The 16,232-nt window shown below is 65.0% G+C and carries 16 protein-coding genes; 6 read left to right on the forward strand and 10 right to left on the reverse strand.

What is annotated here, in order from left to right; genetic code table 11:
* Both dusA and tal read left to right on the forward strand, forming a co-directional pair.
* Positions 1–714 (forward strand): tRNA dihydrouridine(20/20a) synthase DusA (dusA, locus tag B3E91_RS06845; RefSeq protein WP_287028829.1); only part of this gene is annotated, 714 nt, incomplete at its 5' end.
* 131 nt (positions 715–845) lie between these two features.
* Entirely contained in the window at positions 846–1,772 is a 927-nt protein-coding gene (gene tal / locus B3E91_RS06850; protein WP_287028830.1) for a transaldolase, read from the forward strand.
* Between the two features lie 73 nt (positions 1,773–1,845).
* Here the strand turns inward: tal and rssC are convergent, their stop codons facing one another.
* Complete coding sequence (gene rssC / locus B3E91_RS06855) at positions 1,846–2,328, reverse strand: anti-sigma factor antagonist RssC (RefSeq protein ID WP_273229157.1); 483 nt, start codon at positions 2,326–2,328, stop codon at positions 1,846–1,848.
* Positions 2,325–3,509, reverse strand: a complete 1,185-nt coding sequence (gene rssB / locus B3E91_RS06860) for a two-component system response regulator RssB (protein WP_287028832.1) — start codon at positions 3,507–3,509, stop codon at positions 2,325–2,327. The genes rssC and rssB overlap by 4 nt, the downstream gene beginning before the upstream one ends.
* Positions 3,510–3,724: 215 nt before the next feature.
* On the opposite strand from rssB, the gene B3E91_RS06865 reads away from it, so the two are divergent.
* Entirely contained in the window at positions 3,725–4,024 is a 300-nt protein-coding gene (locus B3E91_RS06865) for a PilZ domain-containing protein (RefSeq protein ID WP_090229174.1), read from the forward strand.
* Positions 4,025–4,081: 57 nt separating this feature from the next.
* Here B3E91_RS06865 and B3E91_RS06870 read toward each other — a convergent pair whose 3' ends face one another.
* Positions 4,082–4,783, reverse strand: a complete 702-nt coding sequence (locus B3E91_RS06870; protein WP_282344324.1) for an MlaA family lipoprotein — start codon at positions 4,781–4,783, stop codon at positions 4,082–4,084.
* Positions 4,784–5,088: 305 nt separating this feature from the next.
* On the opposite strand from B3E91_RS06870, the gene B3E91_RS06875 reads away from it, so the two are divergent.
* Complete coding sequence (locus B3E91_RS06875; protein ID WP_090229179.1) at positions 5,089–5,355, forward strand: DUF4404 family protein; 267 nt, start codon at positions 5,089–5,091, stop codon at positions 5,353–5,355.
* Positions 5,356–5,391: 36 nt separating this feature from the next.
* Here B3E91_RS06875 and queF read toward each other — a convergent pair whose 3' ends face one another.
* From queF to B3E91_RS06900, 5 genes are all read right to left on the reverse strand, one after another.
* Positions 5,392–6,222 carry an NADPH-dependent 7-cyano-7-deazaguanine reductase QueF gene (gene queF / locus B3E91_RS06880; protein WP_287028834.1) on the reverse strand — a complete coding sequence of 277 codons (831 nt, stop codon included), beginning with the start codon at positions 6,220–6,222 and terminating at the stop codon, positions 5,392–5,394.
* Between the two features lie 82 nt (positions 6,223–6,304).
* Positions 6,305–6,844, reverse strand: coding sequence for a cupredoxin domain-containing protein (locus tag B3E91_RS06885; RefSeq protein WP_286785055.1), 540 nt, complete (start codon positions 6,842–6,844; stop codon positions 6,305–6,307).
* Between the two features lie 92 nt (positions 6,845–6,936).
* A complete protein-coding gene (locus tag B3E91_RS06890; protein WP_273229162.1) occupies positions 6,937–7,716 on the reverse strand; it encodes an ABC transporter permease in 780 nt (259 codons plus the stop codon).
* Positions 7,713–8,645, reverse strand: coding sequence for an ABC transporter ATP-binding protein (locus B3E91_RS06895; protein ID WP_273229163.1), 933 nt, complete (start codon positions 8,643–8,645; stop codon positions 7,713–7,715). The genes B3E91_RS06890 and B3E91_RS06895 overlap by 4 nt, the downstream gene beginning before the upstream one ends.
* A gap of 83 nt (positions 8,646–8,728) precedes the next feature.
* The gene (locus tag B3E91_RS06900; protein ID WP_273229164.1) at positions 8,729–9,349 is read right to left on the reverse strand and encodes a glutathione S-transferase family protein; all 621 of its coding nucleotides are present in this window, start codon (positions 9,347–9,349) and stop codon (positions 8,729–8,731) included.
* Positions 9,350–9,603: 254 nt separating this feature from the next.
* Here B3E91_RS06900 and B3E91_RS06905 point away from each other — a divergent pair, with 254 nt between their 5' ends.
* Positions 9,604–12,051, forward strand: a complete 2,448-nt coding sequence (locus B3E91_RS06905) for an acyl-CoA dehydrogenase (protein ID WP_287028835.1) — start codon at positions 9,604–9,606, stop codon at positions 12,049–12,051.
* Between the two features lie 107 nt (positions 12,052–12,158).
* Entirely contained in the window at positions 12,159–12,566 is a 408-nt protein-coding gene (locus tag B3E91_RS06910; protein ID WP_273229166.1) for a PA2817 family protein, read from the forward strand.
* Between the two features lie 119 nt (positions 12,567–12,685).
* On the opposite strand, the gene B3E91_RS06915 is transcribed toward B3E91_RS06910, so the two are convergent.
* On the reverse strand, positions 12,686–14,134 hold the full coding sequence (locus tag B3E91_RS06915; RefSeq protein WP_287028836.1) for an MBL fold metallo-hydrolase: 1,449 nt from the start codon (positions 14,132–14,134) through the stop codon (positions 12,686–12,688).
* Positions 14,135–14,138: 4 nt separating this feature from the next.
* Positions 14,139–16,058, reverse strand: coding sequence for a hypothetical protein (locus B3E91_RS06920; RefSeq protein WP_287028837.1), 1,920 nt, complete (start codon positions 16,056–16,058; stop codon positions 14,139–14,141).
* Positions 16,059–16,232 lie beyond the last annotated feature (174 nt).

Genomic DNA, 16,232 nt, shown 5'->3' on the forward strand with positions numbered 1-16,232 from the left:
GAGGTCAACCTCAACGTCGGCTGCCCCAGCGACCGGGTGCAGAACAACATGATTGGCGCCTGCCTGATGGCGAACCCGACGCTGGTAGCCGACTGCGTGAAAGCGATGCTCGATGCGGTGACGATCCCGGTGACGGTGAAGCACCGCATCGGCATCAACGGCCGCGACAGCTACGCGGAGCTTTGCGATTTCATCGGCCAGGTGCACGAAGCCGGTTGCACCAGTTTCACCGTGCATGCGCGGATCGCCATTCTCGAAGGCCTGTCGCCGAAGGAGAACCGCGAGGTTCCGCCGCTGCGTTACGACATCGCCGCCCAGTTGAAGCGCGACTTCCCTGGTCTGGAGATCATCCTCAATGGCGGGATCAAGACCCTCGCCGAATGCCGGACGCATTTGCAGACCTTCGACGGCGTGATGCTCGGCCGCGAGGCCTATCACAACCCCTACGTGCTGGCCGAGGTGGATGGCGCGCTGTATGGCGACGAGACACCGCCGATCAGCCGCGCCGACGCGCTGCGGGCGATGCGCCCCTACATCGCCCGGCACCTGGCCGATGGCGGTGCAATGCACCACATCACCCGGCACGTGCTGGGCCTCGGCCAGGGATTCAACGGCGCCCGGCGCTTTCGCCAGCTGCTGTCGGTGGATGTGCACAAGACCCGCGACCCGCTCGGTTTGCTGGATCAGGCCATCGGGCTGCTCGAAGGGCACTGACGAAAAATCCCAAGGAACGCCCGCCGCCCGATTCGATCAAAGCCCTGTCCGACCCGCCGGCCCGTCTCGCTCTCTTGAGCGGCGCGGGGCCCCTCGGGTAAGGTCAGGCCATCGCACAGGAAAGAGTCCCCATGACCTCGAAGCTGGAACAACTCAAGCAATTCACCACCGTCGTCGCCGATACCGGCGACCTCGACGCCATCACCCGCCTGAAGCCCGTGGACGCCACCACCAACCCTTCGCTGCTGCTCAAGGCCGCTTCCCTGCCCCGCTACGCCGAGCTGCTGGGTAATGCGGTGACCGGATGCGACGGCGACCTCGGCCTTGCCTCCGACCGCTTCGGCGTCGCGGTCGGCCAGGAAATCCTCAAGGTCATTCCTGGCCGCATCTCCACCGAAGTCGATGCACGCCTGTCCTTCGACACCGACGCCACGCTGCGTCGCGCCGAGCGCCTGATCGGGCTGTATGACAAGGCGGGTATCGGACGTGAACGCGTGCTGATCAAGATCGCCGCCACCTGGGAAGGCATCCGCGCCGCCGAGGAGCTGGAAAAAGCCGGCGTGCAGACGAACCTGACCCTGCTCTTCTCCTTCGCCCAGGCAGCCGCCTGCGCGGATGCAGGCGTGTTCCTCATCTCGCCCTTCGTCGGGCGCATTTACGACTGGTACAAGAAGGCCGAAGGCCGCGACTACGTCGGCGCCGAAGATCCCGGCGTCCAGTCCGTATCGCGCATCTACGCCTACTACAAGGCCAACGGCTACCAGACCGTGGTCATGGGCGCGAGCTTCCGCAACCTCAGCCAGATCGAGGAACTGGCCGGCTGCGATCGTCTGACCATCAGCCCGGAACTGCTGCAGAAACTGGACGAGGACCAGGGCATCCTGGAGCGCAAGCTGAACGCCGGCGGCCAGGGCGAATCGCGCCTGGTGCTGGACCAGAGCCGTTTCCGCTGGGCAATGAACGAAGACCCGATGGCGACCGAGAAACTCGCCGAGGGCATCCGCCAGTTCGCCCGCGACCAGGAGAAGCTCGAGCTGTTGCTCGCCGCCAAGGTCTGACGAAGTCACCTGAACGAAACGGGCGATCTCCCTGCGGAGATCGCCCGTTTTGCGTTATGGATTGCCTGAGCGGTCAGCTGCGTTCGAGTGCGTTCACCAGATCGTGGAACGCCTCGCGATTGGACTCGTTGAGTCCCATCAGAATGCGGTGCGCCTCGAGCACCTTGGCGCGCACGACCTCTTCCGACTGATCCTGCGACGGCAGGTCGGTCAGGCACTCGGGGCATGGCAGCGGGCGGTCGACGATGTTGAACACCTGGTCGAAGCCCATGGATTGCAGCAGGCGCGTGATGTCCGGATGGGTGGTGACCACGGTCGGCAACAGGCCGACCTTCTGCCGCGAGAGAATCGACAACTTGGCCAGCAGGCCGAGGGTGGTGCTGTCGATGCTGCGCGTTTCGGTGAGGTCGATGACGATCGCCGAGAAATTCAACGCCGTGAAAATCTGCTCGATCGTGGCATCCAGCGCCGAACACAGGGTCAGGCGTATCTCACCGACGAACTTGAGAACGAAGGTGCCTTCCTGCTCGGCAAACTGAATTCTACCGCTACTCATGCAAGGTTCCTGCTCAGGACCAGGAGGGCAATGTCATCCGGCATTTCGCCCAGCGTGGCCAATCCGAAAACCTGGCGCAACCCGTCTAGGGTGCCGCCAGCCGACCGCACCAGCTGCGGTAACTCGGCTTCCTTGTCTTTGAGCGTATCGCCCGGCAAAAGGTCCAAAATCCCATCCGAGAGCAGCGTCAGGCTGAACGCCTCCGGCAACTCCAGGAGGTTGTCCTCGTAGGTGGCCTCGTTGAACAGGCCGACCGGCAATCCCTTCCCCTGCAGGTAACGCGCTTCCTTGCCATCGAAGAGCACAGGCAGCGGCAGATGCCCGCCAATGCTGTAGGTCAGCGTACCGCGCTCCTCGTCGATCACCCCTCCGACCATGGTCACGTGCTTGCCCAACTTGGTGTTGATCAGTCCGCGATTGATATGGCCGAGCACTTCGGACGGTTTGAAGTCCGGAAGCACTCCGTTGCGCCGCGATTCGTAGAGCAGCCGGGTGGTCATGAACTTCAGCAGCACGGTGACGAAGGCGGACGAGGCGCCATGCCCGGATACGTCCGCGAGGTAGAACACGATCCGCCGGTCGTCGACTCGGAAGTAGTCGACGAAGTCCCCCGACAGATACAGCGAAGGAATGATCTGGTGGGCGAAATGAAGGCCGTCCGAGGCCCAGGGCGTCACTGGCAGCATGTTCATCTGCACGTGGCGGCCGGCATTCTGGTCTTCCTGGAGCAGGTGCAGGCTGGCCTGCAGCTCGCGGTTGGCGTTTTCCAGCTTGACCCGGTAGCGGTCGTTTTCCGCCCGCAGGTAGGCACGGTCCAGCGCGCGGCGTACCGAGTGCTCGAGCACGGCCAGGTCTTCCAGCGGCTTGATCAGGTAGTCGGCGGCGCCCAGGCGCAGGGCCTCGACGGCATCGCTCATCACGCCGGCACCGGAAACGACGATGACCGGCGTCTCGATCTCCAGGGCGCCGATACGACGAATGAGCTCGAGCCCGTCGACCTGAGGCATGCGCAGGTCGCAGATCACCAGATCGGGATGTTCGCGTTCGAAGATCTGCAGGCCGGAAAGGCCGTTGCTCGCTTGCAGAACGCTGAAGCCGCTGTCTTCCAGATAGGCCGCGAGGCTTGCACGTACGGCCTCGTCGTCATCGATGATAAGCAGCTTGGCACTGGGATTGTGCATGAGGTATCCAGGCAAACGGCGCCGCGGACGGTTGGACTTATGCTCCTGGCCGATCAGCCAGGGCGCTTCACCGGTTCGATTCAGGCGCAGACGGTACTCCCATCCGCCAGTCGATTCAAGCATCTGGCCAGCATGGCCGGAGTGGCCTTTACACCTGAAATCGACGGGGGTTATAAGAGCCGGAACGCGCCGCACAATAACGAGAGGACACGGCCATGAGCCAGAATGATCACGCCTACAGCGAGAAACGCGATTTCATCCGCATGCGAGTCGAAGCCCCCGTGGTTCTCAGGCACGCCGGCCAGGAGATCCCCGCGCTGTGCCTGAACCTCTCCAGCACCGGCATGCAGCTGGAAGCCGAGTGCGCGCTGGCCATGGGCGACAAGGTCCAGGTGCACATCGGCTCCGACCACGCCCAGCTCAAGAGCCTCGACGCCGAGGCCGAAGTGGTGCGTGTCGCCGACCTGGGCGACGGACGGCAATCCCTCGGCCTCGCGATCCTGTCGATGAACTGAACCTGCAGAGACGAAGAAGGCGGCCCGTTGGCCGCCTTCTTCATTTCTGCATCCGGCTCAGAAGTCGTCTTCGACGTCGCCATCCTTGACCCGGAACTCGCGGTTCTGCAGGTAGGCGTTGCGCAGGAACACGTACTTGTCGCCGCTGATCATCTTCTCCGCATCCAGCAGGCTGGCGCGGGTGTCGATGGTGTCGACGGCGAAGGTCACGTTGCGTGTCGGCACATGGTCGATGTACGGGTAGACGTTGAGGAAGCTGTCCGGGATGCGCGCCGGCGCATCGCGCAGGGTGCTCGGACCGAACAGCGGCAGCACCACGTACGGGCCGCTGCCGACGCCCCAGGCGCCAAGGGTCTGGCCGAAGTCTTCGTCGCTCTTCTGCAGGCCCATGTGCTTGGCCACGTCGAAGAAGCCCAGCAGGCCGAAGGTGGTGTTGAAGATCAGGCGGCTGGTATCGACGCCGGCGTCATGCACTTTCCCCTGCAACAGGTTGTTGACCAGGTTGGTGACGTCGCCGATGTTGCCGAAGACGTTGTGAATGCCGTCCTCGAGGAACTGCGGGGTGACCGCCTGGTAGCCCTGCGCGAGCGGCTTCAGCGCGTAGGTATCGAGGGTGTCGTTGAAGCGGAAGATGCCGCGGTTGACGCTCTCCCACGGATCTTCTTCAGCGGCGTGGGCGACCAGCGGAAGCAGTGCCAGGGCAACACAGGCGAACGAGCGTGCGACGCCCTGAATCCAGCCAGTACCGATGTCGCGCATGAGGTGTCTCCTTGAGAAATCCTGTGGCGGCCCGCCACGTCCGGGCGCGCAGTATAGGGCTTGATACAAAACCCGTGAAGCGGGCTCCGGCGCCGGTAGCGCGTCAGTGCCGGTTTCGCGGGGCGTTTTGTGCGCCTATCGACGCAGGGCTTGCCCGCGATCAGCGAATCCGCTCGAACGCCGGCGGACTCATTGACCCACGCGCCCGCCGCGGCGTTCCCGGTGATAACCTGAAACCAATCTCACGGACCTTTCGAATCGGTGCAGGGTCCATGTTCTGGCTCATACAAGAAGGGAGAATCGCTATGTCTGCAAACGACCTGCAGCTGCAACTGGAAGACCTGCGCAAACAGCTGGACCAGGAACCGCCTCTCAACGATGAGGAACGCGCGTCGATCATCGAGGTGATGAACCAGATCGAGATCCAGCTGGCCTACGAGAACACCCAGCCGCCCAGCCCGAATCTGGTGGACGGCGTGAACCTGGCGGTCGAGCGTTTCGAAGTCAGCCATCCCACCCTCGCCGGCACCCTGCGAAACGTGATGCAGACCCTCGCCAGCATCGGTATCTGATGCCGTCCACGCCCCGGCAACGCCGGGGCGCCTGCCTCACTGCCGGGCGAGTCGCCGGTTGTCGAAGGTCGTCGCGTGGTTGCTGCGATACGGGTTGATGTCCAGGCCGCCGCGGCGCACGTAGCGCGCATGCACGCTGAGACGCTCCGGCTGGAGCAGATCGAGCAGATCCAGATAGATGCGCTCCACGCACTGCTCGTGGAAATCCGAGTGCTGGCGGAAGCTCACCAGATAGGCGAGAAAGTGCGCGTGGTCGAGCTTCGGACCGCGATACTGCACCATCAGGGTGCCCCAGTCAGGCTGACCGGTGACCGGGCAGTTGGACTTGAGCAGGTGGCTGTGGAAGCTTTCCTCGATCACTTCGTCCGCGTTGCAGCGCAGCAGCTCGGCCCGAGGCCGGCTGAAGTCGTCGATCTCCACATCCAGCTCGTCGATGCACACGCCGGCTGGCTCGACGATGCCCTCCTGCGCCACCCGCCCCAGCGTCTTCAATGTCACTGCCACCGTCGCGCCGGCGGCAGCGGACAGGTCGCGGACCAGAAGCGCCTGCACCTCGTCACGGGAGGCGAAACGGGTCTGGTTCAGCGAGTTGAGGTAGAGCTTGAACGACTTGGATTCGATGATGTTCGGCGAGTCCGCCGGAATCGCGAACTCGCCCACCGCCACCACCGGCTTGCCCGACACCGTCAGCCAGGACAGCTCGTAGCAGTTCCAGTAATCCACACCCGAATACGGCAGGCTCTGCGCGGTCAGGCCCAGCTCCGCCCATTTCGGCGCGCGCGGGATCGGAAACAGCAGCGACGGCGTGTAAGTGGAAACGTACTCACTGGATTTGCCTAACGGCGAGTGTTCGGCGGGATGTTGCATGGCGATGGACCTGACGGGGCGAAAACCGCGGCAGTCTATACAGTCGCCGCCCCGATAAAAACCGCAGGTGCCGGAAGGTGCCTCAGTCGATGCGGATTTCGCCCACCATTCCGGCCTGGTAATGGCCGGGCACGTTGCAGGCGAACTGCAGCCCGCTGGCCTGGGTGAAGGTCCAGACCAGCTCGCCGGTCTGCCCCGGCTGCACGAGCACGCTGTTGGGGTCGTCATGGGCCATGCCCGCGGCCGGGTTCGCCTCGCCATGGCTCATCTCGACGCCGTGATCCATGCCCGCCATGTTCGCGTGCCCGGCCAGCGCACCGGCGCTCTGCATGTCGAGCATTTCGCGCTGGTGCGCCGCGTGCATCTGCGCATCGCCGAGGTTGAATTCATGGACCAGCTTGCCCTCGTTCTTCAGCACGAAGCGCACCGTCTCGCCGGCCTTCACTTCCAGCACCTTCGGCGCGAAATAGATATCGCCCAGCGTCACCTCCACCGTCCGGGTGGCATCGACAGCCTTGCCGGGCGCGCCGAAAGCGAAGGCCTGGGCGGGCGCATGGGCCTGGGCGAGCTGGCAGAACAGCGCCAGCGCGCCGCAGACGAGGGTGGAAGAACGTGACGGCATGCTGAACTCCTGAAAGTCGACGGGTACGAGTCGCCTGAGTATAGGAAGCAGCGCCGTCGCCGACGCTGCCGTGGATCAGCGACCGCCCCCGCTCACTGGCGCATGCCGCGACCGCTCACCAGCAGGCGGATGCACACCAGATAAAGGACCGCGGTCGCGCCCAGCATGAACACCACGGCGGTGCCGATATGGATGTCGGATACGCCGAGGATGCCGTAGCGGAACGCGTTGACCATGTGCAGGATCGGGTTGGCCAGCGACACCACCTGCCAGAACGGCGGCAGCAGATGGATCGAATAGAACACCCCGCCCAGGTAGGTCAGCGGCGTCAGCACGAAAGTCGGGATGATCGAGATATCGTCGAAGTTGCGCGCGTAGACCGCGTTGACGAAGCCGCACAGCGAAAAGATCGTCGCCGCGAGGAAGATCACCAGCACCGTGATGCCGAGGTGATGCAGCGTCAGGTGTGTGAAGAACAGCGACAGCACCGTGACGATCGCCGCCACCGCCAGCCCGCGCAGGACGCCGCCGGTGACGTAGCCAATGAGGATGATGTGCGGCGACACCGGCGAAACCAGCAGCTCCTCCACCGAGCGCTGGAACTTGGCGCCGAAGAAGCTCGACACCACGTTGCCGTAGGCGTTGGTGATCACCGACATCATGATCAGCCCAGGCACGATGTACTCCATGTAGCTGAAGCCGCCCATCTCGCCGATGCGCGCGCCGATCAGCCGGCCGAAGATCACGAAGTACAACACCATGGTGATCGCCGGGGGCAGCAGCGTCTGCGGCCAGATACGCAGGAAGCGCCGTACTTCGCGGTAGACGATGGTCTGCAACGCGACCAGGTTGGGACGCAGTTCGCTGCTCATCTCGCCACCTTCGCCAGGTTCTGTTCGACCAGGGACACGAACAGCTCCTCCAGCCGGTTGGTCTTGTTGCGCAGGCTCAGCACCTCGATGTTCTGCGCCGCCAGCTGGGCGAACAGGTCGGTGATGCCGAGACTCTTCTCCACCTGCACCTCGAGGGTATGCGAGTCGATCAGGCGCGCCGGGTAACCCTCCAGCTGCGGTTCGATCAGCAGCGACTCCTTCAGGTCGAGGAGGAAGGTTTCCGCATGCAGCTTGGCCAGCAGCGCCCGCATGCTGGTGTTCTCGACGATCTGCCCGTGGTCGATGATGCCGATGTTGCGGCACAGCTGTTCGGCCTCTTCCAGATAGTGCGTGGTGAGGATGATGGTGATGCCCTTCTTGTTCAGTTCGGTGAGGAAGCTCCACATCGAACGGCGCAGCTCGATATCCACGCCGGCGGTGGGCTCGTCGAGGATCAGCAGGCGCGGTTGGTGAACCAGCGCGCGGGCGATCATCAGGCGCCGCTTCATCCCGCCGGACAGCTCGCGGGACGCGGCGTTGCGCTTGTCCCACAGGCCCAGCTGGGTCAGGTATTCCTCGGCACGCTCACGGGCCTGGCGCAACGGAATCCCGTAGTAGCCGGCCTGGGTGGTGACGATGTCGAAGACCTTCTCGAACTGGTTGAAGTTGAACTCCTGCGGCACCACGCCGATGCAGCGCTTGAGCGCCGACGGCTGCGCATCGAGGTCGTGGCCGAACACGTTGACCGTGCCGCCGCTCTTGTTCACCAGGGTCGAGAGAATGCCGATGGTGGTGGACTTGCCGGCCCCGTTGGGGCCGAGCAAGGCGAAGAAATCGCCTTCGGCCACTTCCAGATCGATGCCCTTGAGGGCCTGGAAGCCGTTGCCGTAGGTTTTGGTCAACTGCCGGATGGACAGTGCAGAACTCATAATGAATGCACGCGCGAGGAAGAGAGTGGATTAGATAGGGGCGAAACGTCCCGATTGCAACCGCGTGTTTCGTGGCACGGCGCTCAGGTGAGCGCCGTCATCACCGCACGCTGGAAGGCCGGGCGCTCGCGCAGACGCGCATACCAGGCTTCCAGATGGGGCAGCGAGGGCCGTTCGATCGGCATCTCGAACCAGGCGTAGATGAAGCTCCCCAGCGGGATATCGCCCATGCCGAACGCCTCACCGGACAGCCACGGCTGGCGGGCCAGGGCCTGTTCGGGAACCGCCAGCAGGTTGGCGCAGAGGCTACGCGCCGCTTCGATGGCGGCGAGGTCGCGGTCGGCTTCGGCAGTGCGCAGCATTCCCCAGAACACCGTGCGGTACGGCGCGGCCAGCGACGAGGTCATCCAGTCCATCCAGCGATCGGCGCTGGCGCGCGCCTGCAGTTCCGCCGGCTGCAATCCGCCGTCGGCATGCTTGGCGCTCAGATAGCGGACGATGGCGTTCGACTCCCAGAGCACGAAACCGTCGTCCTCGATCAGCGGGACCAGGCCGTTGGGGTTCTTCGCCCGGTACTCCGCGTCGCCGACCACGCCGAAGGCGCCGCCGGCGTCGATCTGCTCGTACGGCAGGCCAAGTTCCTCGGCGCACCAGAGCACCTTGCGCACGTTGTTGGAGTTCCTGCGGCCCCAGATCTTCAGCATCACGTACCTCGGCTCGTTCCATTGCAATGGTCGAAGTCTACCTTCCCCGAGACCGTCATGGGCCATGGCGATGGGCGAACTCCCCTATCCGCCGGGGGTCACTATCCACGAAGCGGTCGGCCCGAGATGGACGATGATCCACCCGGGATCGCACCATGGCGATCCGCCCGAACCGCTCCTGCCGCCACCACGAACGGTGGCGGCCAGTTCCAGACAGCACTGCCTTCGAATGCTGTCTTCACGGAGGATTTCACATGCTGGTCGTTTGGTTGCTGGTTCTTGTCGTCGGCATCGCCCTGCTCGCCCACTGGCGTGTATCGCCACTGCCGTCTCTCGCCGCGGTCGCGGTCTACCTGGTCGCCATGGGCGTTTCCGGCCATGCGCCGGTGTTGCTCATGCTGGTCCTGTGGCTGCTGTGGCTGGCCATCGCGGTGCCGCTGCTGCTGCCCGATTTCCGCCGCCGGGTGTTCAGCGGGCCGCTGTTCAACTGGTTCCAGAAGGTGCTGCCGCCGATGTCGGCCACCGAGAAGGAAGCCATCGATGCCGGCACCGTGTGGTGGGACGGCGAGCTGTTCAGCGGCCGGCCCAACTGGGATGTGCTGCTCGACTATCCCGCGCCCCGGCTGACCGACGAGGAACGCGCCTTCATCGAGGGGCCGACCAACGAACTCTGCGCCATGGTCAGCGACTGGGACATCGCCCAGCGAATGGACCTGCCGCCCGAAGCCTGGGACTTCATCAAGGCCAACGGTTTCTTCGCCCTGATCATTCCCAAGCAGTACGGGGGCAAGGGCTTCTCCGCCTATGCGCACTCGCAGATCGTGATGAAGCTGGCGACCCGTAGCGGCGACCTGGCATCCACGGTGATGGTGCCCAACTCCCTCGGCCCGGCCGAACTGCTGCTGCATTACGGCACCGAGGAACAGCGCAACCACTACCTGCCGAGCCTCGCCAGCGGCCAGGACATCCCCTGCTTCGCCCTCACCGGCCCGCATGCCGGCTCCGACGCCGGCGCGATGACCGACAGCGGAATCATCTGCAAGGGCGAGTGGGAGGGCCAGGAAGTGCTCGGCCTGCGCCTGACCTGGGAAAAGCGCTACATCACCCTCGGGCCGGTCGCCACCCTCCTCGGCCTGGCGTTCAAGACCTACGATCCGGACCATCTGCTCGGCGAGCAGGAGGAACTTGGCATCACCCTGGCGCTGATTCCGACCTCCACGCCGGGTGTCGAGATCGGCCGCAGGCATGTCCCGCTGGGCGCGGCGTTCATGAACGGTCCGAACTCCGGCAAGGACGTCTTCGTGCCGCTGAGCTACATCATCGGTGGCGAGGAAATGATCGGCAAAGGCTGGATGATGCTGATGAACTGCCTGTCGGTCGGACGCTCGATCTCGCTGCCGGCGGTGGGCACCAGCGCGGCCAAGGCCACCGGTTACGCCAGTGGGCGCTACGCGCAGATCCGCGAGCAGTTCAACGTGCCGCTGTCGGCGTTCGAGGGTATCCAGGAAGCGCTGGCGCGTATCGGCGGCAACGCCTGGCTGACGGATGCTGCCCGCGTACTCACGGCCAATGCGGTCGACCTGGGCGAGAAACCCTCGGTGCTCTCCGCGGTGCTCAAGTACCACCTGACCGAGCGCGGTCGCGAGTGCATCGCCCACGCCATGGATATCCACGGCGGCAAGGGGATCATCATGGGGCCGAAGAACTACCTCGGCCGATCCTGGCAGGCGGCGCCGATCTTCATCACCGTGGAAGGCGCGAACATCCTGTCGCGCAACCTGATGATCTTCGGCCAGGGCGCGATTCGCTGCCATCCGTTCGTGCTCAAGGAAATGGCCCTGGTCCACGAACCGGACCGCGACGCGGCGCTGGTGAAGTTCGACCGCCTGCTGATGCAGCACATCGGCTTCGCCGTCAGCAACGCCGCCAGCACGCTGGTGCTCGGGCTCAGCTTCGGCCTGCTCGGCAAGGCGCCGGGGCGCGGTTTGTCGCGCAGCTATTTCCGCTCACTGAACCGCCTGGCAGCGGCCTTCGCCATGCTCGCCGACCTCAGCATGATGCTGCTGGGTGGCGAGCTGAAGCGTCGCGAGCGGCTCTCCGCGCGCCTCGGCGACGTGCTCAGCTACCTGTACCTGGGCTCGGCGGCGCTCAAGCGCTTCCATGACCTGGGTTACCCGGCGGAGCAACAGGCGTTGTTGAGCTGGTCGCTGGAGGAATGCCTGGGCAAGGCGGAACTGGCGCTGGAGGGCATTCTTGCCAACTTCCCGAACCGTCTGCTGGGTGCCCTGTTGACCCTCGTGGTGTTCCCCTTCGGTCGCCGTCATCCCGGCCCGAGCGACGAGCTGGACGCCGAAGTGGCTGCAATCCTCGGCCGCCCCGAAGGCGACCCGGCGCTGGAGCAACTGCTCGACGGCTGCTTCCGCCCGCAGGACCCGAACGATGCGGTGGGCGGCCTGAAACACGCCTTCGACCTGCTCGCGTCCAGCCACGCCACCTCGCGCAAACTGCACAAGGCGCTGAAGGACGACCAGTTCCAGCCCAAGGCCGGGCAGAACCCGATCGATGCGGCCCTCGAGGCTGGCGTGCTCAGCAGCGAGGAGGCTCACACCCTGCACCAGGCTGAAATCGCTCGGCGCGCGGTGATCGACGTCGACGACTTCGCTAAGGAAGACCTACTGCCCAGCGCCGACAAGGTGCGCTGATTCCCAACGGCGCGCCGGGCCGGGGTAACCCGGCTCATATCGGCTAGCCACATGGCCTGGCCTACGCGGCCCCGCTATGATGCGCGCCCCCACTTCACAGGTATCCCATGGCCACTTCATACATCAATCACAACCTGACACTGCTGGCCCACCTGCGCGGCATCCTGATCGCCCTCGGCGAAGCCGAGCAGGTTCCGGATGAAAGCCATGCGCTGTTCGTCGAGCGTTTCGACGAACTGGTCAAGGCGCTGCCGAACATCCCCGAGGAACGCCACCTCGGCCAGGACATGATCTGTCAGGTGTTCCACCGCTACCCGCAGATCGCCCATCTGGTGCCGCGCGATCTGCTGTGGTTCTTCGGCGGCGACTGCCTGCATTTCATGCCGGAGGAGGAAATCGCCCAGTTCCAGGACCTCGAGGAACGCCGCTTCGCAGCCGAAGAGAAAGGCGAACCCTTCGACTGGGGCCAGGAGCGTCAACTCCTGTCGATACCCGAGCAGACCGCCAAGCACTGACGGGCACGCCGAAAAAAGGCCCTCGCGAATCGATCGCGAGGGCCTTTTTTTGTCTGCGGGGGTGCTCGCCTTCAGGCGGCCGGCCGGCATCGCCGAAATCAGGCTCGGTCATCGGCGCGTCATACCGCGCAGGGAATGCCCAGCTCGACCCACAACCCATCCTGCGCATAACTCAGCTCCGCCGGAGCGCGGCTGCTGGTGGGGTTCTGCGCGAAGATATCGGCCTCGCGCTCGGGATCGCTGTCGCCGACCAGCACGCGGCGTTGCGTGCGCGCTTGCAACGCCGTCAGCAGTTCCGGGTAAGGCATCTGCCAGCCCTTGCCGTCGGCGACGGCCGCGACCACCGGGATCATCGCCACCAGGCGCGAGTCGGTCATCTTCTCGAGGCCAAGGGCCTTGGCGGTGGCATTGTGGCTGCAATGATGACCGACCTTGTACAGCGTGACCCGCCGCAGGATGTCGTCCAGCACCTGTGGCGCCGGTTCGCCGTCGACAGCGGCGCGCGGATAGGTATGGTCGCCCCAGGAGATCCAGTTGCCGACCTGGGCATCGCCGGGGAACAGCAGTACCTGGCCATCGGGCAACTCGAACGCCAGCACCAGGCTGGTGTTGTTGGTGTCGGAATCCATCTTCAGGGCAATGCACTCGGCGCTGTCGAGCCATTCGTCCTCGATGTTCCGCCACGCCTGGTCGGCGTCGAAGTAGCGCTGCTCGACGCTCGCCAAAGGACCGGGAGGCTGGGCCATCCCCGCCTTTCGCGCCTCTTCTCGGCTGCGCCGGTGCGGCTGGGCGAAAGGCGAACCCTGCTCCACCACGGGCTCACCGAGCGCTCGCAGGGCGTGGTCCTCCAGTGCGATCGCCTCGTCGAGACTGCTCAGGTAGACCTCCTTCCCGGTGCCCGCCGATGGAAGGTCCTTGCGCAGGCGCAGCTCGTCGCGCGGCGGCCCCATCACGTTGACCTTCAAGGTCGGCGCCGCCCGCGGCCGGACCACGTCGCCCGGTTCCAGGTAGCACGTTGCCTGCCCGCCCGCCTTGCGCCGCAGCCGTTCGATGATCGACTGCTTGGCGCCTACTGCATCACCGCCGTCGGCAGGCGGGATGAATTCCGCCAGCGACGCCACCGTGCCGATCCTCGGGTCCTGGCTGAAGGCGCTGCTGGAACGGGCGATCGCGGTGACTTTCGCCAGCGCGCTTTTCACCCTGTCGAATCGGGCGTGCAGACGGATCGCCTGCGGATCGCTCGGGTTCTCCGTCCAGGCGAGCCAGAGCTCGTCGATGGTGAACGCGTCGCCGAAGAAGCGCTCCTTCTCGTAGAGGAAACCGGACAGGTGATCGTGGTGTTCGTGGGTCAGCACCACCAGATCCAGCACCCCGCCGGTGGTGGCGTGGAGGTCGTCGACGATGCGCCTCATCTGCTCTTTCGCGCCCTTCACGCCTTGCAGCACGCCGCAATCGATGAGGATGTGGATGTCGCGTTCGGCCTGGCCGTAGCGCAGCAGAAAGCAGTCGCCGAGGATGCCGCGGTACATGCGTACCGCCATGGAGCCGTTGGGAATGGATGCGCCCATGGGGTCAGACTCCGCGGTGGGTCATGGCGAACGGATTGTCCTGCTTGCGCGGCCCCCGGTAGTTCATCGCCAGTCCGGCCTGCCCGGCCTGCAGGAAATGGCGTTGAGCATCGAGGCGAACACCGTCGTCGATGCGCTTGCGGATCACGTAGCGCAGCGAGCCGTCGCGCAAGTCGATGATCAGCGTGGCGCCGCCGCGAAAGGTGAAATCCCAGCTACCGGGTTCCGCCGGTGCCAGCGGGAGAGCGTCCTGCGCCAGTTGTCGTTCTTCGGAGAAGTAGCCGCGACGACGCTGGGTGATTTCGATCACCAGTTGCCGCAGATCCTGCCCGTCCGGCCCGGCGCGCCGGCTGGTGCGCACCGAATGGACTTCGACGGCAGGCTGCCTGGCATGCCCGCGCGTGCCGGGGAACAGCGAACCGGCGATGCCCTCGGCCGCCTCGCGGGCCATGAACCAGACGCCGAGCGTGCGCTCCCACTGCGGGTCGCTGGCCTGGGAGCGCATCAGCCATTGCCAGACCAGCAGGCGGTTCTCCTCGGACTGGGCGAAGGCCTTGTCGCGCTGGTACTGCGGCGTCAACCGCAACTGGGCGGCGGTTTTCCCGTGTGCCGAGTATTTGAACTGCAGCAACTCGTCCACCGCCGGCGGGTCGATGGGCGACTCCCAGAGCAGGCTGTCCGGCGCCAGCGACAGGCACCGGTCGGGCAGGATGCCGCGGCGGCGAAACGCCTGGATCACCGCCAGGCGGTAGTGCATCGGATCGTCCGGCACCAGATCGGTGTCGGCGGTGACGATGGCGCGCAGGAACTCGCCGAAGTGCACGTCCACCGGCGGCAGGTAATCCAGCGCGCGGATGCACAGGCGCAGCACATGATCGGCGGACTTCACCGCCTCGCGGGTCAAGCGCTCGATCAGTTCGGGCGCCAGCGGCCGCGGATTCTGCTCGTCGCCACCGAAAAGGCGCATCAGGTCCGCCGTGCGTTGCTCGTAGATGGTGACGAAGGCATCGAAGATGGCCGCCACCAGGATCGCGCCCCGCTCGTGCGGTTCGGTCAGCGTCGCCAGCAGAGTGGGATCGGGCAACTGGTCGCCGTTCTTGTCGTCGATGGCTTCGCGCAGCGCCGCGTAACGCCCGGTCGCCTCGCCGAACTGGCGCGCCAGCCCGGTGAGCCAGGAACGTTCGGACAGGCGACCGCGGCGCGTCGCCAACTGGCTGGAAACGACTTCCGGCAGGGTGAAATGCATCATCAGCGCGACGATGTCGGCGAATGCCTCGTGGAAAGCCAGGCTGTCGACGCTGGTCGACTCGATGTAACGCCGATGCAGCCCGTCGAGGATCGCATGGGTGGTTTCGTGGGCGATGATGTCGTGGGACAGCGCGGTGAACACCCAACCGCCCGGCAGGTTCACCCCCGGATCGCTCAGCGACGCCTTGAAGTAGCCGAACAGCAGGGCCTTCTTGCTCGGGCTGTAATAGGCGTTGGCCTCGCGCAGCGCATGCGGATAGATGCGCAGCTTCGGCACCGGCTGGTACTGCTCGCCATCCCAGATGGGCGACCAGAAGATCTTGCGCCCCAGCGCCCGCTCGAACAGCTTGACGGTCTTCATGGCCACGGCGAATACCATCTGCTGATGGAAACGCGGATCGCCCTCGGACGGCGTCAGGCCATCCTGCGCCAGCAGATGCGGGTGGTTGAGGTCCACCGGCTGGTAGAACTGGTCGCTGGCGGGATCGACGTCGATGACCTCCAGGTATTCGTTCACCGGCCCCGGCGAAATGCCCTCCTCCCAGCGTTCCTCCCAGGGAATCGACACCGTTGCGTGGTTGATCCGTGCCGTCTCGATCAGCGTCGAGGCCTGTGGATCGAGGGCGTACACGCGCAGCTTGCGCATGGCCGGTTGCAGGTAGTCGGAGTTGCCCATCGGATGTCCTTGCCAACGGCGTTGACCGAACGTACTGAACGGCAGGAAGACTCAAGCACTGCCGGGGTGTTTGCAGTCAAGAGTCGAATCAGACCCCTGTCAAAAGCCGTCCATAGACCGATTCGGCCTCATCGCTATCGCCACATCGACTAGCCGAAGGGCGATTTCGCCCGC

This window comes from Pseudomonas sp. UBA6310 (assembly GCF_002438225.1).
Classification (GTDB): Bacteria; Pseudomonadota; Gammaproteobacteria; order Pseudomonadales; family Pseudomonadaceae; genus Pseudomonas_O; species Pseudomonas_O kuykendallii.

Bases quoted from the DNA above. Each gene is read 5' to 3' on its own strand.
- tal (WP_287028830.1), top strand. From the start codon at position 846: ATGACCTCGAAGCTGGAACAACTCAAGCAATTCACCACCGTCGTCGCC.
- rssC (WP_273229157.1), bottom strand. From the start codon at position 2,328: ATGAGTAGCGGTAGAATTCAGTTTGCCGAGCAGGAAGGCACCTTCGTT.
- rssB (WP_287028832.1), bottom strand. From the start codon at position 3,509: ATGCACAATCCCAGTGCCAAGCTGCTTATCATCGATGACGACGAGGCC.
- B3E91_RS06865 (WP_090229174.1), top strand. From the start codon at position 3,725: ATGAGCCAGAATGATCACGCCTACAGCGAGAAACGCGATTTCATCCGC.
- B3E91_RS06870 (WP_282344324.1), bottom strand. From the start codon at position 4,783: ATGCGCGACATCGGTACTGGCTGGATTCAGGGCGTCGCACGCTCGTTC.
- B3E91_RS06875 (WP_090229179.1), top strand. From the start codon at position 5,089: ATGTCTGCAAACGACCTGCAGCTGCAACTGGAAGACCTGCGCAAACAG.
- queF (WP_287028834.1), bottom strand. From the start codon at position 6,222: ATGCAACATCCCGCCGAACACTCGCCGTTAGGCAAATCCAGTGAGTAC.
- B3E91_RS06885 (WP_286785055.1), bottom strand. From the start codon at position 6,844: ATGCCGTCACGTTCTTCCACCCTCGTCTGCGGCGCGCTGGCGCTGTTC.
- B3E91_RS06890 (WP_273229162.1), bottom strand. From the start codon at position 7,716: ATGAGCAGCGAACTGCGTCCCAACCTGGTCGCGTTGCAGACCATCGTC.
- B3E91_RS06895 (WP_273229163.1), bottom strand. From the start codon at position 8,645: ATGAGTTCTGCACTGTCCATCCGGCAGTTGACCAAAACCTACGGCAAC.
- B3E91_RS06900 (WP_273229164.1), bottom strand. From the start codon at position 9,349: ATGCTGAAGATCTGGGGCCGCAGGAACTCCAACAACGTGCGCAAGGTG.
- B3E91_RS06905 (WP_287028835.1), top strand. From the start codon at position 9,604: ATGCTGGTCGTTTGGTTGCTGGTTCTTGTCGTCGGCATCGCCCTGCTC.
- B3E91_RS06910 (WP_273229166.1), top strand. From the start codon at position 12,159: ATGGCCACTTCATACATCAATCACAACCTGACACTGCTGGCCCACCTG.
- B3E91_RS06915 (WP_287028836.1), bottom strand. From the start codon at position 14,134: ATGGGCGCATCCATTCCCAACGGCTCCATGGCGGTACGCATGTACCGC.
- B3E91_RS06920 (WP_287028837.1), bottom strand. From the start codon at position 16,058: ATGGGCAACTCCGACTACCTGCAACCGGCCATGCGCAAGCTGCGCGTG.